Source organism: Micromonospora sp., from assembly GCF_048594385.1.
Classification (GTDB): domain Bacteria; phylum Actinomycetota; class Actinomycetes; order Mycobacteriales; family Micromonosporaceae; genus Micromonospora; species Micromonospora wenchangensis.
Genome location: NZ_JBMDWU010000368.1, coordinates 1 through 24,350, shown reverse-complemented (window position 1 = coordinate 24,350; position 24,350 = coordinate 1). Strand labels below are relative to the sequence as shown.

Annotated in this window: 24 protein-coding genes; 16 read left to right on the top strand and 8 right to left on the bottom strand. The window is 72.4% G+C overall.

The window, feature by feature from the left end; all coding sequences use genetic code 11:
* Positions 1-27: 27 nt before the first annotated feature.
* Both ACOJTC_RS19575 and ACOJTC_RS19570 read left to right on the top strand, forming a co-directional pair.
* Positions 28-1,065: a hypothetical protein gene (locus tag ACOJTC_RS19575; protein ID WP_420117957.1), complete on the top strand. Its 1,038-nt coding sequence runs from the start codon at positions 28-30 to the stop codon at positions 1,063-1,065.
* Positions 1,066-1,344: 279 nt separating this feature from the next.
* A complete protein-coding gene (locus ACOJTC_RS19570; protein WP_204928259.1) occupies positions 1,345-2,346 on the top strand; it encodes an ArsR/SmtB family transcription factor in 1,002 nt (333 codons plus the stop codon).
* Between the two features lie 158 nt (positions 2,347-2,504).
* Here ACOJTC_RS19570 and ACOJTC_RS19565 read toward each other — a convergent pair whose 3' ends face one another.
* Together ACOJTC_RS19565 and cofD are read right to left on the bottom strand one after the other, a co-directional pair.
* Positions 2,505-3,632, bottom strand: a complete 1,128-nt coding sequence (locus ACOJTC_RS19565) for a coenzyme F420-0:L-glutamate ligase (protein WP_420117956.1) — start codon at positions 3,630-3,632, stop codon at positions 2,505-2,507.
* On the bottom strand, positions 3,629-4,576 hold the full coding sequence (gene cofD, locus ACOJTC_RS19560) for a 2-phospho-L-lactate transferase (RefSeq protein WP_357931731.1): 948 nt from the start codon (positions 4,574-4,576) through the stop codon (positions 3,629-3,631). The genes ACOJTC_RS19565 and cofD overlap by 4 nt, the downstream gene beginning before the upstream one ends.
* 98 nt (positions 4,577-4,674) lie before the next feature.
* Here cofD and ACOJTC_RS19555 point away from each other — a divergent pair, with 98 nt between their 5' ends.
* The 6 genes from ACOJTC_RS19555 (at position 4,675) to ACOJTC_RS19530 (ending at position 11,366) form a co-directional block, all read left to right on the top strand.
* Positions 4,675-5,640, top strand: a complete 966-nt coding sequence (locus ACOJTC_RS19555) for a hypothetical protein (protein ID WP_420117955.1) — start codon at positions 4,675-4,677, stop codon at positions 5,638-5,640.
* 126 nt (positions 5,641-5,766) lie between these two features.
* Entirely contained in the window at positions 5,767-8,289 is a 2,523-nt protein-coding gene (locus ACOJTC_RS19550; RefSeq protein WP_420117954.1) for a bifunctional FO biosynthesis protein CofGH, read from the top strand.
* A gap of 126 nt (positions 8,290-8,415) precedes the next feature.
* Positions 8,416-8,694, top strand: coding sequence for a hypothetical protein (locus ACOJTC_RS19545; protein WP_088642933.1), 279 nt, complete (start codon positions 8,416-8,418; stop codon positions 8,692-8,694).
* A gap of 175 nt (positions 8,695-8,869) precedes the next feature.
* Positions 8,870-10,267 (top strand): DUF4331 domain-containing protein, encoded by a 1,398-nt coding sequence (locus tag ACOJTC_RS19540; RefSeq protein ID WP_204928254.1) that lies wholly within the window; start codon positions 8,870-8,872, stop codon positions 10,265-10,267.
* Positions 10,268-10,340: 73 nt separating this feature from the next.
* Positions 10,341-10,634 (top strand): phospholipase, encoded by a 294-nt coding sequence (locus ACOJTC_RS19535; RefSeq protein ID WP_204928306.1) that lies wholly within the window; start codon positions 10,341-10,343, stop codon positions 10,632-10,634.
* Positions 10,635-11,108: 474 nt separating this feature from the next.
* Complete coding sequence (locus ACOJTC_RS19530; RefSeq protein WP_007455784.1) at positions 11,109-11,366, top strand: WhiB family transcriptional regulator; 258 nt, start codon at positions 11,109-11,111, stop codon at positions 11,364-11,366.
* Positions 11,367-11,521: 155 nt separating this feature from the next.
* Here ACOJTC_RS19530 and ACOJTC_RS19525 read toward each other — a convergent pair whose 3' ends face one another.
* Complete coding sequence (locus tag ACOJTC_RS19525; protein WP_420117953.1) at positions 11,522-11,971, bottom strand: metallopeptidase family protein; 450 nt, start codon at positions 11,969-11,971, stop codon at positions 11,522-11,524.
* 154 nt (positions 11,972-12,125) lie between these two features.
* On the opposite strand from ACOJTC_RS19525, the gene ACOJTC_RS19520 reads away from it, so the two are divergent.
* Complete coding sequence (locus ACOJTC_RS19520; protein WP_194822950.1) at positions 12,126-12,506, top strand: DUF3499 domain-containing protein; 381 nt, start codon at positions 12,126-12,128, stop codon at positions 12,504-12,506.
* Positions 12,507-12,663: 157 nt separating this feature from the next.
* Here ACOJTC_RS19520 and ACOJTC_RS19515 read toward each other — a convergent pair whose 3' ends face one another.
* The 3 genes from ACOJTC_RS19515 to ACOJTC_RS19505 all read right to left on the bottom strand — a co-directional run bounded on the left by ACOJTC_RS19515 (position 12,664) and on the right by ACOJTC_RS19505 (position 16,199).
* Positions 12,664-14,040, bottom strand: coding sequence for an NAD(P)/FAD-dependent oxidoreductase (locus tag ACOJTC_RS19515; RefSeq protein WP_420117952.1), 1,377 nt, complete (start codon positions 14,038-14,040; stop codon positions 12,664-12,666).
* Positions 14,041-14,069: 29 nt separating this feature from the next.
* Complete coding sequence (locus ACOJTC_RS19510) at positions 14,070-15,416, bottom strand: aspartate aminotransferase family protein (RefSeq protein WP_420117951.1); 1,347 nt, start codon at positions 15,414-15,416, stop codon at positions 14,070-14,072.
* 270 nt (positions 15,417-15,686) lie between these two features.
* A complete protein-coding gene (locus ACOJTC_RS19505; RefSeq protein ID WP_145918000.1) occupies positions 15,687-16,199 on the bottom strand; it encodes an Lrp/AsnC family transcriptional regulator in 513 nt (170 codons plus the stop codon).
* Between the two features lie 210 nt (positions 16,200-16,409).
* Here ACOJTC_RS19505 and ACOJTC_RS19500 point away from each other — a divergent pair, with 210 nt between their 5' ends.
* From ACOJTC_RS19500 to ACOJTC_RS19470, 7 genes are all read left to right on the top strand, one after another.
* Positions 16,410-17,594, top strand: coding sequence for a polyamine ABC transporter substrate-binding protein (locus tag ACOJTC_RS19500; RefSeq protein WP_420117950.1), 1,185 nt, complete (start codon positions 16,410-16,412; stop codon positions 17,592-17,594).
* Positions 17,595-17,599: 5 nt separating this feature from the next.
* A complete protein-coding gene (locus ACOJTC_RS19495; RefSeq protein ID WP_420117962.1) occupies positions 17,600-18,751 on the top strand; it encodes an ABC transporter ATP-binding protein in 1,152 nt (383 codons plus the stop codon).
* Between the two features lie 5 nt (positions 18,752-18,756).
* Positions 18,757-19,659: an ABC transporter permease gene (locus ACOJTC_RS19490; RefSeq protein WP_420117961.1), complete on the top strand. Its 903-nt coding sequence runs from the start codon at positions 18,757-18,759 to the stop codon at positions 19,657-19,659.
* 55 nt (positions 19,660-19,714) lie between these two features.
* Positions 19,715-20,557 carry an ABC transporter permease gene (locus ACOJTC_RS19485; protein ID WP_420117949.1) on the top strand — a complete coding sequence of 281 codons (843 nt, stop codon included), beginning with the start codon at positions 19,715-19,717 and terminating at the stop codon, positions 20,555-20,557.
* Entirely contained in the window at positions 20,554-20,757 is a 204-nt protein-coding gene (locus ACOJTC_RS19480; RefSeq protein ID WP_420117948.1) for a hypothetical protein, read from the top strand. Before ACOJTC_RS19485 ends, ACOJTC_RS19480 begins: the two co-directional genes overlap by 4 nt.
* Positions 20,757-21,959 (top strand): saccharopine dehydrogenase family protein, encoded by a 1,203-nt coding sequence (locus tag ACOJTC_RS19475; RefSeq protein WP_420117947.1) that lies wholly within the window; start codon positions 20,757-20,759, stop codon positions 21,957-21,959. Before ACOJTC_RS19480 ends, ACOJTC_RS19475 begins: the two co-directional genes overlap by 1 nt.
* 299 nt (positions 21,960-22,258) lie before the next feature.
* The gene (locus ACOJTC_RS19470) at positions 22,259-22,609 is read left to right on the top strand and encodes a hypothetical protein (protein WP_420117946.1); all 351 of its coding nucleotides are present in this window, start codon (positions 22,259-22,261) and stop codon (positions 22,607-22,609) included.
* Between the two features lie 27 nt (positions 22,610-22,636).
* On the opposite strand, the gene gabT is transcribed toward ACOJTC_RS19470, so the two are convergent.
* On the bottom strand, positions 22,637-23,908 hold the full coding sequence (gabT, locus tag ACOJTC_RS19465; protein ID WP_420117945.1) for a 4-aminobutyrate--2-oxoglutarate transaminase: 1,272 nt from the start codon (positions 23,906-23,908) through the stop codon (positions 22,637-22,639).
* 64 nt (positions 23,909-23,972) lie between these two features.
* Positions 23,973-24,350, bottom strand: a 378-nt coding sequence (locus tag ACOJTC_RS19460; protein WP_420117944.1) for an aldehyde dehydrogenase family protein, incomplete at its 5' end; no start/stop codon positions are given.

Here is a 24,350-nt window from a genome sequence, read left to right as displayed (position 1 = left end):
CGAGCGCGCGCTCCGTACCCTGGCGCGGTGAACCTGAGACTTCTGGAGTTCGTGGTCGCCGGCAACGAGGCCAGTGACCTGTTGCCGGTCCACTCCCGGTCCCTGCTGCGGGCGCACGACGCCGTACGTGGTTTCTGGACGGTGCTCGACGAGGGGCCGGTGGAACACTGCCTGGCCCTGCTGCTGGAGCGTACCGACGGCGAGTGGGTCGCCCACCACGTGCGGGCCGACGCCGGGGTGGAGAACGGCCGCACCGAGGACGGCGAGGCGCTCGCCGCACACGACGGCTGGGTGTACGTCTTCGGGTCGCACTTCGGGTCCAAGGCCGGCCCGCTGCGCCCCCGCCGGGCGTTCGTGGCCCGCTTCCGGGAGGACGACGCGGCCACCGGGACGCTGCCGGTGCAGGTGGTCCGCAACCGGTTCCGGGTGCACCGGGCGGTCAACGACGCGCTGGTGAAGGCGGCGTTCACCCCGTTGCCGCCGGGGGAGCGGGTGCGCCAGCGGTTCATCGGCGAGACGGTGTCCCGGGGCACCGCGCGGGCCAAGTCCTGGGTACGCCGGCTCGCCGACGACGACCTGCCGCTGAACGTGGAGGCGGCGGCGTTCACCCCGGAGGGGACGGTGCTGCTGGGGCTGCGCTTCCCGGTGACCGTGGACGGGGAACCGGTCCTGGTCGAGTTGGCCGGGGTGCCGGAGATGTTCACCCCGGGCGGCGGCTGGCCGCGCGCCGGCCGGGCGTACGTGCTGACCGGGGTGACCCCGCCCGGCGCGCTGGTCGGCTTCCGCGCGGTCACCCCGACCGCCGACGGCGGGTACGCGGCGGTGGTCGGCTCGATCGACGCGCTGGGCAAGGGATCGGTGCTGCTGGACGACCACCCCACGGGCGGCGAGGTCACCTCGCGGCACGTCAGGTTCCGGTGGGAGCCGGCCGACGACGGTCGGATCGCCGGCGAGGTGGTGGCGGAGCTGGCACCATTCCGGCACGTCGAGGGGGTGGCCGAGATGGACGGACGCAGCTTCTACGTCACCGACGAGGACCACCGGGTGGCGCTCTGGATCGGCTGACCCCACCCACCACAGGGGCGGTGAGGCCCGGGTGACACCTCTGCGGAACCAGGGCCGCAGACCCTCGTGGTGCCTCCCGGGCGTCACCTTTCGTGGGCCCCGGCCCGCCCGACCGGCAGCGGGAAGAACCCCGCGTGTCGTACCGGGCAGTAGGAGCATGCCAACCGGCGGGACGGGCGTCGAGGTCTTTCAGCCCACGCTTAAAAGTGGAGATAAGTGCCGCCCGGTACAGTTCAGTGGGTCGGCGGGCCTCCCCCTGCCCCGCCCCAGGAGCGCTCCATGCTGACCATCCACTTCTCCCGCGAGGACATCCTCCGGACCCGGGTCGCCCCCGCCGCCGACCCGGTGTGGGAGCTGGTCCTCAGCCTGCACCTGCTGCAGGGGCGGACCCGCGATCCGCTGATGGCGCGCTGGCGTCAGGGGGTCGCCGCCGGACTACGCCGGGACACCGCCGCCGACCAGTTCCGGCTGCTGTTCGCGCTGAACCCGCCCCGGGGCTACTTCCCCGACTTCCTAACCCCCTACCAGAGCCTCGACGGTTTCGAGGCGGGCCTGGACGCTGTCCGGTCCACCCCGACGGAGCTGCTGCGCCGGGACCTGACCCTGCTGGCCGGGGCGAACCCGCTGCCGTCGTCGGCCGCCGCGCTGGCCCGGGGTGAGCCGGAGGTGCTGCGCCACCTGACCGAGTCGATGACGCAGTACCGGTCGGTGGCGATCGACCCGTACTGGGGGCGGATCAGGGCCGCCGTGGAGGCCGACCGCGCGGTACGGGCCCGGGCGCTGCTCGACGGTGGCGCGGAGGGGCTGCTGGCGAGCCTGCGGCCGGGCATGCGCTGGGACTCCGGCGTGCTCCAGGTCCTGGACTACCCGAACCGGCGGGAGTTGCACCTGGACGGTCGGGGACTGCTGCTGGTGCCGTCGTTCTTCTGCGCGCGTACCCCGGTCGCGTTGCTCGACCCGGCGCTCCCGCCGGTGCTGGTCTACCCGGCCGACCGGCTCGGCGGGTTGGACCCGTCACCGGGGGAGGGCGGCCGGCCCGCCGGGGAGGGCGGCCGGGAGGCGCTGGCGGCGCTGCTCGGCCGCACCCGGGCGGCGGTGCTCGAAGTCAGCGACGACGGCGCGACCACCGGCGAGGTGGCCCGCCGGCTGCACATCTCGGCCGCCGCGGCCAGCCAGCACACCGCCGTGCTGCGCAACGCCGGCCTGCTGGTCAGCCGCCGGGACCGCAACACGGTCCTGCACACCCTGACCCCCCTCGGCCGGGCCGTGCTCGACGCCTGACCCCGCCGCCCGCCGGGCGGGCGGCGCAATGGTGCGGAAGTTGCGGTATCCCGCGGAGCGGATACCGCAACTTCGGCGATCGCGTGTCGATCACCGTCGGGCCATCGGCCGCCGGCCCGGCCGTCGGGGTGGCCGCCCCGACAGGTCGGCCCGGCCGGTCACAGGGCCAGGCAGGCGCTCGCGATGCTGCCCGTCGGCGGTGGCAGCAGGGTGGACGGGACGCCCTCGGCGGCCAGCGCGATCCGCAGCCGGTACAGGTCGGCGCCGAAGCGCACCAGGTCGGGCTGGTCGACCGGGGTGGGTGCCGCGCCGAGCACCAGTCCGGTGGCCCCGGCCGGCCAGCCGTCGACGGTTGCCGCGAGACCGTCGCGTACCTCGTCGTCGGTGACGTGGGTGAAGGTGGTGCCGGGGGCGACCACCGTCGCCACGGCGGCGATGGCCCGGTCGACGGCGGCGGGGTCGGCGGGCGTCGCGCCGGGTCCGTCGGCGAGGGTCGCGGCGGCCCGCAGGCCGGCCGCCGTCGCCTCGGCGGTGCCGAGGGAGAACAGGTCCAGGTCGCTCTCCCGGACCAGAGCCGCCGCGCCGACGCCGTCCTCGGCCGGGCGGGTCGCCGCCGGTCCGGTGCCGTCGGTGGACGGGGACGGTGCGGGCAGGTAGCCGCGGACCACCGCCACCGGCATCTGGTCGCACTTGCCCTTGATCAGTTCGCCCGCGCCGGCCAGTTCGTCGACCACGGCCATCTGGGTCAGTTGCAGCTCGTTGCCGTACGGGTCGACCTCACCCCGGTGGTCGCGGATCGCGGCCATCCCGGCCACCCCGAGCGCCACGTCGGTCAGCCCGTTGCGCCAGGGCCGGCCCATCGTGTCGCTGATGATCACCGCGACGTCGATCCGGTAGCGGTCCCGCAGGGCGGCGCGCAGCGCCCGCGCGGACGCGTCGGGGTCGACCGGGAGCAGCACCAGCCGGGTCTTGTCGACGTTCGAGGCGTCGATCCCGGCGGAGGCCATCACGAAGCCGTGGTGGGTCTGCACGATCCGGGTCGCCCCCCGGGTCGCCACCACCCGGGCGGTCTCGGCGGCGAGCACCTCGTCCCGGGCGGCGAGCCGTTCCGGCCCGTCGGCGGGCACGTCCACCAGCCGGCCCTCCGCCTTCGACACGATCTTGCTGGTGACCACCAGCACGTCGCCGTCGCGCAGCCACGGCGCGGCGGTGCCGATCAGCACCGCCAGGTCGTCGCCCTCGGTCACGTCGCCGATGCCGGGCACCGGCAGGATCTCCAGTCTCACACCAGCTCCATCGCGGCCCGGACCATCGCCGTGGTCGCCGCCTCGTCGGTCATCCGCAGCGGGACCGCGCGGACGGTCACCCCGGGCACCGTCACCCCGTCGTCCTCCGGCGCGACCAGCCAGCCGTCGAGCAGGCCACCCTCGCTGCGCCCGCCGTAGAGCCGGCCCACCCCGGCCGCGCTGCACTCGACGTCGAGCACCTCCAGGCACCTGTCGGCCATCCCGCGCACCGGTGCGCCGCCGATGATCGGGGACACCCCGACGACCCGGGCGGGCCCGGTGGCGACCGCGTCGCGCAGGCCGGGCACCGCCAGCACCGGGGCGATGCTCACCACCGGGTTGCTCGGCGCGACCAGCACCACGTCGGCGGCGGCCAGCGCCTCGGCCACCCCGGGGGCCGGCTTGGCGGTGTCCGCGCCGACGAAGACGAACCGGTCGGTGGGCACGCCCGCCCGGTACCGGACCCACCACTCCTGGAAGTGGATGGCCCGCCGCTCGCCGTCCAGGTCGACCACCGCGTGCGTCTCCAGCCGGTCGTCGGTGGCCGGCAGCAGCCGTACGCCGGGCTGCCAGCGGGCGGCCAGCGCCTCGGTGACCTGCGACAGCGGATAGCCGGCGTTGATCATGGTGGTGCGCACCAGGTGGGTGGCGACGTCCTTGTCACCGAGGTTGAACCAGCTCGGCTCGGCCCCGTACGCCGCCAGTTCCTGCCTGATCGTCCAGCTCTCGCCGACCCGTCCCCACCCGCGTTCCGGATCGGCACCCCCGCCGAGGGTGTAGAGGACGCTGTCCAGATCGGGGCAGACCTTGAGGCTGTGCAGGTAGAGGTCGTCGCCGACGTTGACCACGGCGGTCACCTCGGCACCCACCTCGCGGGCGTACGCCCGGACGCCGAGCAGGAATCGGGCACCCCCGATTCCGCCGGTCAGAACCACGATGCGCATGCCGTCCATCCTCCCGTACGGGACGTGTCCCGCCGCCGGGCGGCCCGGGAGACTAGGCTCACGTCGGCCTCTGTCCGTTTCGCCCCGAGGGAGAGTTCGTGACCAGCCCCGCCGAGCCCGCGTCGCACGACGCGTCGCAGGCCCGCCAGATCACCGCACCCCTGCGCGAACTCGCCGCGCTCGTCCTGCTCGGCGCGAACGCCGTGCTGCTCTTCGTCGGGTTCGTCCGGCTGCTCGTGCCGACATCGGACTACAGCACCTTCTCGGGGCGGGCGGGCAGCGAGTTCTTCGCCTTCGTCGGCGTCGAGTCGACGGTGCTGCCGCTGCTGGCCGTGCTGCTGGTCACCCACCTCGCGCCGGTGTCCGGCCGGGCCCGGCAGTTCACCCAGATCGCCGTCGGCGAGTACGCCTTCGCCGCCCTGTTCGGCGTGTTGACCTTCCTGATCTGGCTGGTCGGCCGGCTGGCCGAGGCGGAGGTGCTGGACGCCCTGCTCGGCATGCTGACCCGGGCCGCCTGGTTCGCGCTGTTCGGGGTGGCCGCCTTCGTGGTCTACCGGATCTGGCGCACGCTCTACCACGTGCCGAAGCCGAAGCCGCAGCCCGGCGTCTACGGTCAGCCCCAGCCCGGCTGGCCGCAGCAGCAGGGCGGCTACCCGGGTGCCGGCTACCCGGGTCAGCCCGGTGCCGGGCAGTACGGCCAGCCCGGCTTCGCCCCGCCGCCGCAGTCCGCCCCGCCGTTCGGCGGCCCTCAGTCCGCCCCGCCGTTCGGCGCGCCGCAGTCGGCCCCGCCGGCCGGTGCCGCCCCGCAGCCGGCCCCGCCGTTCGGCGCTCCCCAGTCGGCCCCGCCGTTCGGCGCTCCCCAGTCGGCCCCGCCGTTCGGCACCCCGCAGTCGGCTCCGCCGTTCGGCGCGCCGCAGGCCGGGCCGCCGTTCGGGCAGCCCCCGTCGGCCGACCCGACCCAGGCGATCCCCCGGCAGCCCGGCGAGCCGACCACCGGCACGACCGACACCGACGGTGACCGTACCCAGACCTTCCGCCGCGACGACCCCAACACCCCGCACTGAACCGCCCGGCCGGGTCGGTCGACGCGCTGCGGCGCGCTGCCGACCCGGCCGGTGCGACGCCGGGGAGATGTCACACCCGGCTCGCGTGCCTGCCGGATCGCCGCCGCAAGCGCCTAGGCTGGGCGGATGGTTGACCGCACCGATTCCGGCCCGACCCCGGCGGCTGTGCGTCGGGCGCTGCGCCGGGCCGCCACCGGGCGGGCGCTCGACGTCGACGAGGCCACCGCGCTGCTGACCGCCCGGGGCCCCGAACTGGACGAACTGCTCCGGATCGCCGGCGAGGTCCGGGACGCCGGGCTGCGCGACGCCGGCCGGCCCGGCGTGGTGACGTACTCGAAGAAGGTCTTCATTCCGTTGACCCGGCTGTGCCGGGACCGGTGCCACTACTGCACCTTCGCCACGGTGCCGCACCGGCTGCCGGCGGCCGTCCTGGAGACCGACGAGGTGCTGGCGATCGCCCGGCCGGGCGCGGCGCTGGGTTTCACGGAGGCCCTGGTCCCCCTCGGGGACCGGCCGGAGGAACGCGGGCCGGCGGCCCGCGCCTGGTTGGACGAGCGGGGCTACGACTCCACCGTGGACTACCTGCGGGCCTGCGCGGTGGCGGTGCTGGAGGAGACCGGCCTGCTGCCGCACCTCAACCCGGGGGTGCTCTCCTGGTCGGAGCTGCAACGGCTCAAGCCGGTCGCGCCGAGCATGGGGATGATGCTGGAGACCACCGCCACCCGGCTCTGGTCGGAGCCGGGCGGCCCGCACTTCGGCTCGCCCGACAAGGAGCCGGCGGTGCGGCTGCGGGTGCTCGACGACGCCGGCCGGGTGGGGGTGCCGTTCACCACCGGACTCCTGATCGGCATCGGCGAGACCCCGGCCGAGCGGGTCGACGCGCTGTTCGCGATCCGCCGCGCGCACCGGGAGTACGGCCACCTCCAGGAGGTGATCGTGCAGAACTTCCGGGCCAAGCCGGACACGGCGATGGGCGGCCTGCCCGACGCCGAGCTGCACGACCTGGCGGCCACCGTGGCGGTGGCCCGGCTGCTGCTCGGCCCGAAGGCCCGGCTCCAGGCCCCGCCCAACCTGATCGAGGACGAGTACGACCTGCTGCTGCGGGCCGGCATCGACGACTGGGGCGGGGTCTCCCCGCTCACCCCGGACCACGTCAACCCGGAGCGGCCGTGGCCGCAGCTCGACGAGTTGGCCCGGCAGACCGAGAAGTCCGGCTTCACCCTGCGTGAACGGCTGACCATCTACCCGGAGTACGTGCGGGCGGGCGACCCGTGGCTGGACCCCCGGCTGTCGCCGCACGTCGGCGCGCTCGCCGATCCGACGACCGGGCTGGCGGTCGAGGCGGCCCGGCCGGTGGGCCGCCCCTGGCAGGAGCCGGAGGAGGTCTTCGGCGGCGGCCGGACCGACCTGCACGCCACCATCGACTCCACCGGCCGGACCGACGACCGGCGGGGCGACTTCGACAGCGTCTACGGCGACTGGGCGCAGGTCGCCGGCAAGGTGAGCCCGGCCGCGTCGGCCGGACCGGCGGCGGGTGCCGACGGTGACCTGCGGGCGGGGCTGCGGCTGGCGGCCGACGATCCGGCGGCGTTGTTGGAACCCCGGCACGCCGACGCGGCGCTGGCGCTGTTCGGCGCGGACGGCCCGGCCCTGGACGAGCTGTGCCGGCTCGCCGACGACGTACGCCGGGACACCGTCGGCGACGACGTCACCTACGTGGTCAACCGCAACATCAACTTCAGCAACGTCTGCTACGTGGGCTGCCGGTTCTGCGCGTTCGCCCAGCGGGAGCGGGACGCCGACGCGTTCCGGCTGTCGGTGGAGCAGGTGGCCGACCGGGCCGAGGAGGCGTGGGCGGCCGGTGCCGGCGAGGTCTGCCTCCAGGGCGGCATCGACCCGAAACTGCCGGTGACCGGGTACGCCGACATCGTCCGGGCGATCAAGGCCCGGGTGCCCGGCATGCACGTGCACGCGTTCTCCCCGATGGAGATCGCCACCGCCGCCGCCAAGGCGGGCGTGCCGGTGCGGGACTGGCTGTCGATGCTGCGCGAGGCCGGCCTGGACACCATCCCGGGCACCGCCGCCGAGATCCTCGACGACGACGTGCGCTGGGTGCTCACCAAGGGCAAACTGCCGGCCGCCGCCTGGGTCGAGGTGGTCTCGACCGCGCACGAGCTGGGCATCCGTTCCAGCTCCACGATGATGTACGGCCACGTCGACCACCCCGGCCAGTGGCTGGCGCACTTCCGGGTGCTGGCCGGCGTGCAGGACCGCACCGGCGGGTTCACCGAGTTCGTGGCGCTGCCGTTCGTGCACACCAACGCCCCGATCTACCTGGCCGGCATCGCCCGCCCCGGCCCCACCTGGCGGGAGAACCGGGTGGTGCACGCGATGTCCCGGCTGCTGCTGCACGGCCGGATCGACAACATCCAGTGCTCGTGGGTGAAGCTCGGCGACGAGGGCACCGTGGCGATGTTGCAGGGTGGCTGCAACGACCTGGGCGGCACCCTGATGGAGGAGACCATCTCCCGGATGGCCGGTTCGGGCAACGGTTCGGCGCGTACCGAGGAGCAGTTGCGGGCGATCGCCGCCGCCGCCGGACGGCCGGCGCGCAGACGGACGACCGCTTACGGTCATCCGTCGCGATGACATCGAACCTTTCGCGCGTGCGGGCCGTACCAGTGTTCGTCGGCGGCGGTTGAGGCGAGGGCCGCCGCCGGCAACCTCGCGCTCCACACCGCGCGCGCTCACGCGCCGCCGGAGGAAAGGTTCCCCATGACGAGCGAAGTGCGGAAGCGTTCCTGGCCGCGACTGACCCGCCGGCAGACACTGACCGCCGCGGCGAGTGCCACGCTGGGTGCGGCGGCCCTGACGGTCACCGGTGTGTCGGTGGCGCAGAACTCCCCGGCGGCGGCCGGCGCGGACGGCCCGATCGTGGTCCACCTGCGGGACGCCAGGTCGGGGACGATGGACGTCTTCGTCGGTTCGTCCCGGATCGAGGTACGCGACCGGGGGCTGGCCGACCGGCTGCGCCGTGCCGCCGGGCGCGGCTGACCTGTCCGTCGTCCGGACGGGCCGCCCCGACCGCTGTCAGCGGGCGGCCTGACCCGTCCGCTTCCGCCGCGCGGCGTCGACCGGCCGCGTTCCTTCCCCTTCACCGCCAGGCGCAGGTCCCGCGCCCGGTCCGTCATGCCCTGATTCCTCAAGATTCCGCAAAGGTTGGTCCGCCATGTCGTCCCACCGCGAAGCACCGGAAATAAGCAAGGACCCGGTCGCCGACAGTTCCGACCTGTACGCCTTCGTCAGCCCCGACCGGCCGGACTCGGTGACGTTGATCGCCAACTACGTGCCGTTGCAGCTCCCCTCGGGTGGCCCGAACTTCTTCGAGTTCGGCGACGACGTGCGGTACGAGATCCATATCGACAACGACGGTGACGGCCATCCCGACGTGACCTACCGGTTCGAATTCCGTACCGAGATCACGAACCAGAACAGTTTTCTCTACAACACCGGCCCGATCGACTCGCTGGACAGCAAGAACTGGAACCGGCGGCAGTTCTACAAGCTGACCCGGGTCACCGACGGCAAGGAGCACGTGCTCGCACACAAGCTGCCCTGCCCGCCGTGCAACGTCGGGCCGCTGTCCATCCCCAAGTACAACGACCTGGTCCGGCAGGCGACGTTCAAGCTGTCGACGGGGGAGAAGGTGTTCGCCGGTCAGCGTGCGGACGGCTTCTTCGTCGACCTGGGCGCGATCTTCGACCTGGGCACGTTGCGGCCGTTCCAGCAGTTGCACGTGGCCGGCAAGAAGCTGTTCAAGGCCGAGGGTGAGCCGGTCAACGCGGTGGACCGGATGAACGTGCACAGCATCGCGGTGCAGGTGCCGCTGAGCAAGGTGCGTCGCCGGGCCAACCGGTACGGCGTGGGTGACCGGGCCTCGACGATCGGGGTGTGGACGACCGCTTCCCGGCAGCAGGTGCGGGTGCTCGGCGACAAGGTCGCGGCGGACGCGGCGGTCGGCCCGTGGACCCAGGTGTCCCGGCTGGGCAACCCGCTGTTCAACGAGGTCATCGTGCCGATGTCCAAGAAGGACCTGTGGAACACGCTGCCGCCGACCGAGGACAAGCGGTTCGCCCGGTTCGTCGAGCAGCCGGAGTTGGCGGCGCTGCTGCCGGTGCTCTACCCGGGGGTGTTCCCCAACCTGGACGCGCTGAACAAGTCCAAGAAGCCCCGGGCCGACCTGCTCGCCATCCTGCTGACCGGCATCCCGTCCGGGCTGATCGACGGCTTCACCAACCTCACCGGTGACGTGCAGGCCGACATGCTGCGGTTGAACACGGCGATCAGGCCGAGCAGCAAGCCGAACCAGTTCGGTCTGCTCGGTGGGGACCTGGCCGGGTTCCCCAACGGCCGCCGGGTCGTCGACGACGTGGTGAGCATCGCGCTGCGGGCGGTGGCCGGGGTGACCGTGCCGCTGGTGGACAAGAAGTTCAAGCCGGATGCGGCGGCCGGCGCGGTGACCCCCGGGTTGAGCGCCGCCGACGTGACCGCGCCGTTCCTGCGGGACTTCCCCTTCCTCGGTACGCCGTACGACGGGTTCAACAACCCGCCCGCGGCGGATTCCTGAGCGGACGGAGCGTGGCGTGAACGGACACCACCACCATCACCACCAGTACGGGCCGACGGAGAGCGGCACGGTGATGCTCGACGTCGGCGGGGAGATGGGTGCCCTGATCATCTACACCGGACGTGATCTGCACGGTCGGGAGATCGAGATCAGCCGGGTCGACCAGGACGGCGCGGTGCGGACGCACTCCGCCGTCCGGGAGCGGATCGTCCGGGACGGGGTGTTCCACAGTGCCGTCTACCCGGATCTGACCGCGGGTCTCTATACCGTCTGGTGGGACGAGGAGACACCCGCCGGAACGATTTCCGTCAACGGTGGGGCGATCGCCGAGTTCGTCTGGCCGAGCAGCCCATCCCGGTCGACCTGAGCGCCGTCACGGCATCCCGACCCGAGCGCCCCGTCCACATTGTGGACGGGGCGCTGTCGGCATTTCCGGCTGGACGGGCGGTCCGGGGCCAACCGCGTTAACCTGTCCCCCACCATGCTCATGATCTTGGCGAGACGGTCGGACGGAGTGTCCGACGGCGTTCCCGGGTGTCGTCCGGGGCGGCGACGCCACGGCAGAAATCTGGGGCAACTCGCCGGAGGGGGCGTTACTCGCCCGGGGTCTGAATCGATAGGGCAGGTTGCGAGGGCCGGGTGGTCCGGTGACCGTCCGGCGACGTGTCGGGAGGGCGACTCCATTATCAAGTTCGGCTTGACGGCGCACGCATTACACGCGTGTAATTTCGATGGGGTTGTTCGCGCGGAACGCAACAAATAGGGACCGGACGGACAAGCACGCCTTTCGCGTGGGGGGTTGCAGCGGCGGTGACGTCGGTGCGCGACAAGGAGGCATCTGATGGACGGCCAGCTTGAGGTGGCCGACCTGCTCGGAAACGCGCCGGAGTGGCAGGAGCGGGCACTGTGCTCGCAGACCGACCCGGAAGCGTTCTTCCCCGAGAAGGGCGGCTCGACCCGCGAGGCGAAGCGGATCTGTTCGCGGTGCGAGGTCAAGACGGAATGCCTGGAATACGCGCTCGGGCACGACGAGCGGTTCGGGATCTGGGGTGGGCTCTCCGAGCGGGAGCGGCGCAAGCTCAAGCGGCGGGCCGCCTGAGCCGACGGGTCGAGCCGGGGCGGTGGGGGCCGCCCGGCTCACGCCCGACGGGGGTCGCGGGGGTGACCGACGTCGGGCCGGTGGAGCAGGGCCGGGACCGTGTCCACGGGGGAGCTACCGGTCGGGGTGGGGCCGGGACACGGTCGGCCCGGCGGTCAGGCCAGTTCGTCCGGGTCGACCCCGAGCAGGTTCGCCACCTGCTCGATGATCACGTCATGGACCAGGTCGGCCAGGTCCTCACGGTCCATCGCGCGGAACTCCAGCGGCCGGCGGTAGAGCACGATCGGGGGCGGCACCTCCTGCCGACCCGGCCGGCCGGGCAGCAACCGGGCCAGCGGCACCTCGCCGTCCTCCAGCACGTCGGAGTCGTAGACGTTGAGGTCCGGGGGGACGTCCTCGACGGCGAACTCGACGCCGGCCAGCTCCGTGGCGAACCGGCGCTCCAGCGTCTCCACCGTGTCCAGCACCAGGTCGTCGAAGATCTCGGCCTTGGTCCGGGCCAGCGGCACGGTCGCCGGCACCAGCCGCCCGCGCAGGCCACGTCCGTGGCGGTCGCGGTGGTTGCGCCGGCCGGAGCCGGGGCGGCGGTGTTCCGGGCTCGTCATGAGCCAAAGGGTAGCCCTCGGCCCGCCCCGGCCCGTGGCGGCGCGCGCCGACGGGCGCGGCGGAAGCACCAGGTGCGAATTGTGATCACGGTGACGGGCGTGTCGCAAAGCGAACCGGTGCGCCGGACCCGGTAATGGGGATACCCTGCCGCACGTGAGGTCACCACGGCGCTGCTCCCGTAACGGCTGCCCCCGGCAAGCGGTCGCCACATTGACCTATGTCTACAACGAGTCGACGGCGGTGGTGGGCCCGCTGGCGGCATTCGCCGAGCCGCACACGTACGACCTGTGTGAGCAGCACGCGCGGAGCCTGACCGCCCCCCGGGGCTGGGACGTCGTCCGGCACGAGGGCGAGTTCGAACCGCCGCCGCCCACCACCGACGACCTGGTCGCCCTGGCCGAAGCCGTCCGCGAGGCGGCCCGCCCGGTCGCCCCCCGCCCGCCCCAGGACGACCACGACCCCCACCACCCCAACCCCCAGACCCCGCCCACCGGCCGCCGAGGCCACCTCCGCGTAATCCCCCCCAACCACTAACCCCCTCCCCCCGCTGCCCCGGCCCCCTCCGCCCCCGGCTCTCCCCGGTGATCAAGAGGTCTGCGTCAGTCTGACGCTCGACCGTGACGCGAACCTCTTGATCACCGGGGCGTCAGCGGTGGGGGAGCGGGCGGGTGGGGAGGGGAGGCGGTGCGGGTCAGTGGCCGAGGAGGGGGGAGAGGGCGGTGGCGCGGCGGGCCGGGCGGCCGGTGCGGCGTTCGACCTCGTCGGCCGAGGACATCACCCGGAGACCGGCGTTGATCGCCAGCCAGCGCAGCGGTTCCGGCTCCCAGCGGGGGGAGCGGTGGCCCACCCACGGCAACGCCGTCAGCTCCGACGCAACGCCCCGGACCAGGTCGGCGAGGGTACGGCCGGCCAGGTTGCTCGTCCCCACCCCGTCGCCGACGTAGCCGCCGGCCCAGGCCAGCCCGGTCGACCGGTCCAGCCCGACCGAGGCGGACCAGTCCCGGGCCACCCCGAGCGGGCCGCCCCAGGCATGCTCGACCGGCACGTCAGGCCCGAGCACCGGGAAGAGTTCCCCCAGCGTCCGACGTAGCGCGGCGAAGACCCGGGGCTCCCGGTCGTAGCCGGGGGAGACCCGGGAGCCGAAATGGTACGGGGCACCCCGCCCGCCGAAGGCGAGCCGCCCGTCGGCCGTACGCTGGCCGTACACGATGAGGTGCCGATAGTCAGAGAAGGTCTCCCGGCCGGCCAGCCCGATCCGCTCCCACGTGCACTCGGGCAGCGGCGCGGTCACCACCATCAGCGAGTACACCGGGGCGACGGTGCGGCGGTGGCCGGGCAGCGCCGGGGTGTACGCCTCGGTGGCCCGTACGACCACCTCCGCCCGTACCGTGCCGTGCGGGGTGACCACCGCGCCGGGCCGGATCGCGGTGACCGGGGAACGCTCGTGCAGCCGCACCCCGAGCCGGCACACCGCGCGGGCCAGCCCCCGGACCAGCTTCGCCGGGTGCACGGCCGCGCAGTGCGGGGTGTACGTGCCGCCGCGTACCCCCTCGGCGGCGCACCGGGCGGCGGCCCCGGCGGCGTCGAGCAGCACCAGGTCGTCGGGGTCGAGCCCGTGTTCGAGGGCCTCGGCGACGGCGGCCCGGGCCCGGCCGAGCTGCACGTCGGTCCGGGCCAGCAGCACCGTCCCGCCGTGCCGCCAGTCGCAGTCGATCCCCTCGGCGACTACCACCCGACCGACCTCGGCGACGGTGTCGTGCATGGCCCGCTGCATCGCCAGCGCCGACGCCGGGCCGTGCCGACGGGCCAGCGCCGGCAGCGCGGTCGGGAACAGCGCCGAGCACCACCCGCCGTTGCGCCCGGACGCGCCGTAGCCGGCGATCTCGGCCTCCAGCACGACGATCCGCAGCGTCGGATCGGCGCGGGCGAGATAGTACGCCGTCCACAGTCCGGTGTAGCCGGCACCGACGACCACCACGTCGGCGTCGGTGTCGCCGGGCAACGCCGGCCGCGGGGTCAACGGGTCGTCCACGGTGGACAGCCAGTGGGACAGTTCCTGGTAGCGCATGTGCGGCTCCGGGGGAGAGCGCCGGTGGTCTACAGGCGGGACCACGCCTCGGTGAGGACGGCGCGCAGGATCTGCTCCATCTCGTCGAACTGCTCCTGCCCGGCGATCAGCGGCGGGGCGAGCTGGACCACCGGGTCACCCCGGTCGTCGGCCCGGCAGTAGAGCCCGGCCGCGAACAGTGCCGAGGACAGGAAGCCGCGCAGCAGCCGCTCCGACTCGGCCTCGTCGAAGGTGGCCTTCGTCGCCTTGTCCTTGACCAGCTCGATGCCGTAGAAGTAGCCGTCACCCCGGACGTCGCCGACGATCGGCAGGTCGGTGAGCTTCTCCAGGGTGGACCGGAAGGCGTCCTCGTTGGCCCGGACGTGGCCGACCAGGTCCTCCCGGGCGAACACCTCCAGGTTGGCCAGGGCCACCGCGCAGGACACCGGGTGGCCGCCGAAGGTCACCCCGTGGGCGAACATGCCGGTCTCGGTGAGGAAGGGTTCCATCAGCCGGTCGCTGGCGATCATCGCGCCGAGCGGGGCGTAGCCGGAGGTGATGCCCTTGGCGGTGGTGACGATGTCGGGCTGGTAGCCGTACCGGGCGGCACCGAAGTACTCGCCGAGCCGCCCCCAGGCGCAGATCACCTCGTCGGAGACGAGCAGCACGTCGTACGCGTCGCAGATCTCGCGTACCCGCTGGAAGTAGCCGGGCGGCGGCGGGAAGCAGCCGCCGGAGTTCTGCAGCGGCTCCAGGAACACCGCCGCCACGGTGTCCGGCCCCTCCCGCTCGATGGCCCGGCGTATCTCGGCGGCGGCCCAGACGCCGAACGCCTCGGGCGAGTCGCCGTGCTCGGGGGCCCGGTAGAAGTTGGTGTTCGGCACCTTGATCCCGCCGGGCACCAACGGCTCGAAGTCGGTCTTGATGCCGGGCAGCCCAGTGATCGACAGCGCGCCCATCGAGGTGCCGTGGTAGGCGAGGTGGCGGCTGACCACCTTGTGCTTGGTCGGCCTGCCGGTGCGCTTGAAGTAGGCGCGGGCCAGCTTCCACGCCGCCTCGACGGCCTCCGAGCCGCCGGTGGTGAAGAAGACCCGGTTGAGGTCGCCGGGCGTCAGCGAGGCGATCTTCTCGGCCAGCTCGACGGCCTTCGGGTGGGCGTACGACCACAGCGGGAAGTACGCCAGCTCGCCGGCCTGCTTCGCGGCGGCCTCGGCCAGCTCGGTGCGCCCGTGCCCGGCGTTGACGACGAACAGCCCGGCGAGCCCGTCCAGGTAGCGGCGGCCCTGCGCGTCCCAGACGTACGCGCCCTCGCCGCGCACGATGGTCGGCACCTCCCCGGCGGCGTAGCTGGCCATCCGGGTGAAGTGCATCCAGAGGTGGTCGGTGGCGTCGGCCATGTCAGCCCCATCGGGTCTCGGGCCGGGTCAGGAGGGGACACCGGCCGCTCTGCCCTCGGTTATCCCACAGCCTCGCCGCGAAATGCAAGCCTTGTTCGGGTTGGTGGCGACGGATTCGGCGGGAGTATGGTTGAAAGGCGACGGATTCCGCACTCGCTGGATCTCGTGGCCGGTCGGGTCGGGTGACCGACTTGATGTCGGCCCCGTGGCGGGGTCCGGGTGCGGGGATGCCGCTGGTGCGGCCCACGGGTGTGGATCAAGAGGTGGGGCTCAGGCCGTACCCCAGCTGTAGGTCTGCTTGCGGAGCTTGAGATAGACGAACGCCTCGGTGGCGAGCACCCCGGGCACCGACCGCAGCCGTTGCAGGATCTCCAGCAGGTGGGCGTCGTTGCGGCAGACCACCTCGGCGAGCAGGTCGAACGAGCCGGCGGTGATCACCACGTAGTCGATCTCGTCGAACCCGGCCAGCCGGTCGGCGACGGCCTCCAGATCGCCGTCGGTACGCAGGCCGATCATGGCCTGGCGGGGGAAGCCGAGCTGGAGTGGGTCGGTCACCGCGACGATCTGCATCACCCCGGCGTCGAGCAGCCGCTGCACCCGCTGGCGGACGGCCGCCTCGGAGAGCCCGACCGCCTTGCCGATCGTCGCGTACGGCCGGCGGCCGTCCTCCTGCAACTGTTCGATGATCTGCTTCGCCACGTCGTCCAACAGCGCGTGGCTGGCCCCCTCACGCACCGCGACGCGTCGCCCGCCGGTGCCGTGCTCCTGCTGCCGGATCGTCATCGTTCGCTCCCCATGTCCGTTTCCCCCGGGTCGAGCCTAGTGCCACCCGCGCATGCTGGCGTAATTCGTCGTCACAGCCTATTCCAGCAACGGAATCCCTTGTGGGGGCGGTGACCTCATGCCAGGATCAGTCGTCTCAGGCACCCGACCCTCCCGCCGGCGCCGCACCCCCGTCCCCGCCGCCGTCGGACGACCCCTAGGAGTCGTCACATGCGTACTCCCCTCCGGCCCCTCACCCGGCGTGGACTGCTCACCGGCACCCTCGGATCGGCCGCCCTGCTCGCCACGGGCGGCAGCCTCACCGGCTGCGGCACCAAGGCGGCCACCCAGACCGAAGCCGGCTGCAAGAGCGACGACCTGTCCGCCACGGAGAAGACCCTCGCCTTCTCCAACTGGCCGCAGTACATGGACGTGGACGACAAGGACGCCGCGAAGCGGCCCAGCCTCGACGCGTTCGTCGCCGCCAGCGGCATCCAGGTGACCTACACCGAGGACATCAACGACAACAACGAGTTCTTCGGCAAGGTGCAGAACCAGTTGGCCGGCTGTCAGAGCACCGGGCGGGACATCATCGTCCTCACCGACTGGATGGCCGCCCGGATGATCAGGCTCGGCTGGATCCAGAAACTCGACCCGGCCAAGCTGCCGAACGTGGCGGCCAACCTGCTGCCGTCGCTGCGCGGGCGCTCCTTCGACCAGGAGAACCGGGTGGCCATCCCGTGGCAGTCCGGCCTCGCCGGGCTGGCCTACAACGGCGCCGTCACCGGGGAGATCCGCACCGTCGACGAGCTGCTCACCCGCTCCGACCTCAAGGGCAAGGTGACCGCCCTGTCGGAGATGCGGGACACCATGGGCCTGCTGCTCCAGTCCAACGGGCACGACCCGTCGAACTTCACCGCCGCCCAGTTCGACGACGCCCTCACCAAGCTGCGTAAGGCCGTCGAGTCGAAGCACATCCGCCGGTTCACCGGCAACGACTACGCCCCCGACCTGGCCAAGGGCGACATCGCCGCGTGTGTCGGCTGGTCCGGCGACGTGATCCAGTTGGCCGGCGACAACCCCAAAATCAGGTTCGTCGCGCCGGACTCGGGGGTGATGCTGTTCAGCGACAACATGCTGGTGCCCAACAAGGCCACCCACCGGGGCAACGCCGAAGAGCTGATCAACTACTACTACCAGCCGGCGGTGGCGGCGAAGCTCGCCGCGTACGTCAACTACATCTGCCCGGTCAAGGGCGCCCAGGCCGAGATGGAGAAGATCGACCCGGAGCTGGCCGCCAACCCGCTGATCTTCCCGGACGACGCCCTGCTGGCGAAGTCCAAGGTCTTCATGGCCCTGGACGAGAAACAGGAAAAGGAATACGAGTCCAAGTTCCAGCAGGTCATCGGGGCGTGAGCGGGATGGCGAACGAGGCACCCGCCGGTGACCTGCGGCTGACCCACCTGACCAAACGGTTCGGCATCTTCACCGCCGTCGACGACCTCAGCCTGACCGTCCCGCAGGGGTCCTTCTTCGCCCTGCTCGGGGCGTCCGGCTGCGGCAAGACGACCACCCTGCGGATGATCGCCGGGCTGGAGGAACCGACCAGCGGGCAGGTGCTCCTCGGCGACCGGGACATCAGCCGGCTGCGGCCGTACAAGCGGCCGGTCAACACGGTCTTCCAGAGCTACGCGCTCTTCCCGCACCTGGACATCGCCGAGAACGTGGCCTTCGGGCTGCGGCGGCGCGGCATCCGCAAGGTCGACGGCCAGGTCCGGCAGATGCTGTCGCTGGTCCAGCTCGACGGGTTCGGCAGACGTCGCCCCGCGCAGCTCTCCGGTGGCCAGCAGCAGCGGGTCGCGCTGGCCCGCGCCCTGATCAACCACCCGCAGGTGCTGCTGCTCGACGAGCCGCTCGGCGCGCTCGACCTGAAGCTGCGCCGGCAGATGCAGATCGAGCTGAAACGCATCCAGACCGAGGTCGGCATCACCTTCGTGCACGTCACCCACGACCAGGAGGAGGCCATGACGATGGCCGACACGGTTGCGGTGATGAACGCCGGGCGGATCGAACAGCTCGGCGCGCCCGCCGAACTCTACGAGTACCCGGCGACCGCGTTCGTGGCGAACTTCCTCGGCCAGTCCAACCTGCTCGCCGCCGACGCCGCCGGCCCGGCCGGGCCCGAGGTGCCGGTCACCGCGCACGGCGCGCGCTTCTCGGTGCCCGTCGACCGCGCCCGCGTCGACCGGGGCCCGGTCTACCTGGGGGTACGTCCCGAGAAACTGCACCTGGCCGAGACCGCCGACGAGGTGCCCGCCGGCCACCAGCACGTCGAAGGGGTGATCACCGACGCGTCGTACGTGGGGGTGAGCACGCAGTACCTGGTGCGCACCGGGTGGGGCAGTGAACTGTCCGCGTTCGCGGCGAACAGCGGCGTCGGCCGGCAGCACCCGGTCGGCACGTCCGTGGTGGCGCACTGGGACCCCCGGCACGCCTTCCTGCTGCCCCGCGAGCCGGGCCAGGACGACCGCACCACGCCGTTGCTCGACGAGCCGGTCAAGGTCCCGTCGTGACCGCCCTGGCGCAGCTCGGCGGCGGGGTGCCCGCGTCGGGGGCGGCCCCACCGGCCCGGCCGGGCCGGCACCGGTTGCTGCCGTACCTGCTGCTGTTGCCGGGGGCGGCCTGGCTGGTGCTGTTCTTCGTCGTGCCGCTGGTGCAGCTCGCCGCCGCCAGCCTCTACGACCCGACCGGTTCGCTCTCCACCGGGTACGCGCTGACCTGGGCGTTCGGCAACTATCCGGAGGCGTTGCAGGCGTACGCGCCGCAGTTCGCCAGGTCGTTCGGCTACGCCGGGGCGGCGCTGGTGCTGGCCCTGCTGATGGGCTACCCGCTGGCGTACGCGATCGCGCAGAAGGCCGGCCGGTGGAAGAACCTGCTGCTGGTCTGCGTGGTCGCCCCGATGTTCACCAGTTTCCTGGTGCGCACCCTGGCCTGGAAGACCATCCTGTCGGACAACGGCGCGCTGGTCGGGCTGCTGCGCGACGTCCACCTGCTCGGCCCCGACGGGCGGCTGCTCGCCACCCCCGTCGCGGTGGTGCTCGGGTTGACGTACAACTTCCTGCCGTTCCTGGTGCTGCCGTTGTACGCGAGCCTGGAGCGGCTCGACCGCCGACTGCTGGAGGCGGCCAGCGACCTGTACGCGGGCCCGCTGCGCGCCTTCCGCAGGGTCACCCTGCCGCTGTCGATGCCCGGCCTGATCGCCGGCACGCTGCTGTTCTTCATCCCGGCCACCGGTGACTACATCAACGCCGAACTCCTCGGCACCCCCAACGAGTACATGATCGGCAACGTCATCGACTCGGCGTTCCTGGTCCGGCTGGACTACCCGCAGGGCGCCGCCCTGTCCTTCCTGCTGATGGCGGCGATCCTCGCGGTGGTCTTCGTCTACCTGCGCAGGGCCGGCACGGAGGAAGTGCTGTGAGCGCGAGGAGTGCAGCGCAGCGGAGCCCCGCAGTTGCGAACGGAGGTGTATTCCGGTGAGGGTGTCGCGGTGGTTGGCCGACCGGTGGGTGATGATCGTCGCGCTGCTGGTGCTCGGCTACCTGTTCCTGCCGATCGCCGTGGTCGCCGGCCTCTCCCTCAACCGCCCGTCCAGCCGGCTGTCGTACGACTTCAACGAGTTCACCCTGGACAACTGGCGGCAGCCCTGCGCCACCCCCGAGATGTGCGACGCGGTCGTCCGCAGCGTGCAGATCGGGTTCCTCGCCACCGTCGGGTCCACGGTGATCGGCACGCTGATGGCGTTCGCCCTGGTCCGGCACCGGTTCCGGGGGCGCGGCGGGATCAACCTGCTGATCTTCCTGCCGATGGCGACGCCGGAGCTGGTGCTCGGCACCTCGCTGCTCGCCCTGTTCGTCTCCGCCGGGGTGCCGCAGGGCTTCTGGACCGTCGTCATCGCGCACGTGATGTTCTGCGTGTCGTTCGTGGTGGTGACGGTCAAGGCCCGGCTCGCCGGGATGGACCGGCGGCTGGAGGAGGCCGCGATGGACCTCTACGCCAGCGAGTGGCAGACGTTCCGGCGGATCACCCTGCCCCTGGTACTGCCCGGCATCGTCGCCGCCGCCCTGCTGGCCTTCTCGCTCAGCTTCGACGACTTCATCGTGACGAACTTCAACGCCGGCACCACCGTCACCTTCCCCATGTACGTCTGGGGTGCCGCCCAGCGGGGCATCCCCCCACAGGTCAACGTGATCGGCACGGCGATGTTCGGCATCGCCCTGCTGCTCGTCGGGCTGAGCATGCTGCGCGGTCGACGGGCCCGTCGGGCCGCGCTCCCGGTCGCCGACGCGCCCGGCCGACGGGCGACCGGCCCGTCATGATCCTCCCGCATACCGGCCGGTCGCTCGCCGAGGCGACGCCCGGCCGGTATGCGCACCACCGCCCCGACCTGCCCCGTCCGGCCGCCGACACCAACCTCACCCGCCGGTCGCCGGCCCGCGCCGACGCGCACGCGCACGACGACCAGCGTCTGCACTGGCTCCGTACGCTCGATCGTCTTGGTTTGGGGTTCGATTCCTGATGCGTATCCTGCTCGTCGGCGCCGGCGGGGTCGGCTCCGCCGCCGTCGCCATCGCCGCCCGCCGTTCCTTCTTCGACACCGTCGTCGTCGCCGACTACGACCTGATCCGGGCCGAGCGGGCCGTCGCCGGGTACGGCGACCGGTTCGTCGCCGCCCGGGTGGACGCCGCCTCGGCGGACGCGGTCGCCGCGCTCTGCCGGGAACACCGGATCACCCACGTGCTCAACGCGGTCGACCCGCGTTTCGTCATGCCGATCTTCGACGGGGCGTTCGCCGCCGGGGCCGACTACCTGGACATGGCGATGTCGCTGTCCCACCCGCACCCGGCCCGGCCCTACACCGAGACCGGGGTGAAGCTCGGCGACGTACAGTTCGCCGCCGCCACCACCTGGGCGGACGCCGGTCGGCTGGCGCTGTGCGGGATCGGCATCGAACCGGGCCTGTCCGACGTGTTCGCCAGGTACGCCGCCGACGAACTGTTCACCGACATCGACGAGATCGGCATCCGTGACGGCGCGAACCTCACCGTCGACGGCTACGACTTCGCCCCGTCGTTCTCCATCTGGACCACCATCGAGGAATGCCTCAACCCGCCGGTGATCTGGGAACGGGACCGTGGCTGGTTCACCACCGAACCGTTCAGCGAACCGGAGGTCTTCGACTTCCCGGCCGGCATCGGCCCCGTCGAGTGCGTCAACGTCGAACACGAGGAGGTGCTGCTGATCCCGCGCTGGGTCAGGGCCCGGCGGGTCACCTTCAAGTACGGCCTCGGCGACGAGTTCATCGAGGTGCTCCGGGCCCTGCACAAGGTCGGCCTCGACTCGACCACCCCGGTCTCGGTGCGCGGTGTGCAGGTCTCGCCGCGCGACGTGGTCGCCGCCAGCCTGCCCGACCCGGCCACCCTCGGCGACCGGATGCGCGGCAAGACCTGCGCCGGCACGTACGTCACCGGCACCGGCATCGACGGCCGGCCCCGGAAGGTCTACCTCTACCACGTGGTCGACAACGAGTGGTCCATGCGGGAGTACGGCCACCAGGCGGTGGTCTGGCAGACCGCGGTCAACCCGGTGGTGGCGCTGGAACTGCTCGCCACCGGCGGCTGGTCCGGGGTCGGGGTGCTCGGCCCGGAGGCGCTGCCACCCCGCCCCTTCCTCGACCTGCTCACCGCCTACGGCTCCCCCTGGGCAATGGAAGAACGCTGACCCCCACCCCACCCGGTTTCGCCCGGGTCTCACGCCCCCCCCCGTGTGGGTCTCGCGGCCCTCTCCCCGCTGAGAGCGAGTCTCGGGCAGGGAGGGCCCACCTCCTCCACCCCTGACCCCGCCCCCGGCTAGTCGATCGTGGAGTTGTGGCGGGCAGGAATCGGCATCAAAGGGTGGGAAAGGCCATCACAATTCCTTGATCGACAGCGGAAGTGCGGGATGGCGGCGGGTTGGGTTGAACGGGGGGCGGGTCCGGGACGTACCAGGCGGTGCAGGCAACGGCGACGACGGGAGGCGTGGTGAAGGTACAGCGCAAGCACGTACTGGCGGCGGGGGTGGCGGTGGTCGCCATGGCGGTGGTCGCGGTGGGGACCGGATTCGGGTTCGCCGACACCACGTCCGCCCGGCCGAGCATCTGCTCCGGCTCGGTCACGTTCTCCGCCGAGGCCGGTGCGCCTGCCGCGACGAGTGACCGGTTCCCGGTGGGGACACGGTTGCGGGTGACGAACCTGGACAACGGGAAGGTGGCGACGGTGTCGGTGAGCGGGCCGTCGGGTAGTTGCGTGCTGCTCAACGCCGCCGCGATGGAGCTGCTGCGGGAGCCGGGCAAGAACGTGATCCGGCGCAACCTCGTCGAGCTGGTGCGCTGAGCGTACCGGCGGTCGGGGGCGTGGACGTCAGCCGAAGGCGGCGTCCAGGATGTCCAGCCCACGGGCCAACTCGTCGTCGGAGATCACCAGCGGCGGCAGGAACCGCAGCACGTTGCCGTAGGTGCCGCAGGTGAGGGTGAGCAGGCCGGCGGCGTGGCAGGCCGCCGAGACGGCGCTGGCGGCGGCCGGGTCGGGAACCAGGCCGCCCGGCCGGACCAGCTCCACGGCCAGCATCGCGCCCCGGCCGCGTACCTCGGCGATCCGGGGATCGCGGGCGGCGATCGCCCGCAGCCGGTCGGCGAGCACCGACCCGATCCGTCGCGCGGCGGCGGCCAGGTCCAGTTCCCGCATCGTGGCGATGCTGGCCAGGGCCGCCGCACAGGCGATCGGGTTGCCGCCGTAGGTGCCGCCGAGACCGCCGACGTGCACCGCGTCCATCAGCTCCGCCCGGCCGGTCACCGCCGCCAACGGCAGGCCACCGGCGATGCCCTTGGCCAGGGTGACCAGATCCGGCACCACGCCCTCGTGGTCGCAGGCGAACCAGTCGCCGGTGCGGCAGAAGCCGGTCTGGATCTCGTCGGCGACGAACACCGCCCCGGCCGCCGTCGCCCACTCGCGCAACGCCGGCAGGAAACCCGTCGCCGGTACGACGAAACCGCCCTCGCCCTGGATCGGTTCGATCAGCAGCGCGGCCACGTTCTCCGCCCCGACCTGCTTGTCCACCAGCTCGATCGCCCGCGCCGCCGCCTGCGCCCCGGACAGCCCGCCGTCGCGCAGCGGGTACGACATCGGCACCCGGTGGATCTCCCCGGCGAACGGCCCGAACCGGTGCTTGTACGGCATGTTCTTCGCGGTCAACGCCATGGTCAGGTTGGTCCGGCCGTGGTAGGCGTGCTCGAAGACCACCACGGCCTGCCGTCCGGTGGCGTGCCGGGCGATCTTCACCGCGTTCTCCACCGCCTCGGCACCCGAGTTGAACAGCGCCGACCGCTTCGCGAAGGTGCCCGGGGTCAGCGCGTTGAGCTGCTCGCAAACCGTTACGTACGACTCGTACGGGGCGACCATGAAGCAGGTGTGGGTGAACCGTTCGACCTGGGCCCGTACCGCCTCGACAACGCGCGGGGCGGCGTTGCCGACGCTGGTGACCGCGATGCCGGCGGCGAAGTCGATCCACTCCCGCCCGTCGACGTCGACGATCGTGCCGCCGCTGGCGGTGTCCACGTACGAGTCGATGACGCTGCCGACGCCCCGGGCCACGGCGGCCTCCCGCCGCCGGTGCAGCTCCGCGCTGGAAACCACAGTGCCGTCTTTCGTTCGCGACTGCGGGGCTCGCAAACCCGGCTCACTCCTCGCGCTCACGGGATCAGCCCTCGATGTGGTGCATGACGTGCTTGATCCGGGTGTAGTCCTCCAGGCTGTAGACCGACAGGTCCTTGCCGTGCCCGGAGTGCTTGAAACCGCCGTGCGGCATCTCCGACACGAACGGGATGTGGGTGTTCACCCAGACGCAGCCGAAGTCGAGCCGGCGGGTCATCCGCATCGCCCGGCCGTGGTCACGCGTCCAGACCGAGGCGGACAGACCGTAGTCGACGCCGTTGGCCCAGCGCACCGCCTCGTCCTCGTCGGTGAACCGCTGCACGGTGATGACCGGGCCGAACACCTCCTGCTGGATGATCTCGTCGGCCTGGCGTACCCCGGAGACCACGGTGGGGGAGTAGAAGTAGCCGCGCCCGCCCACCCG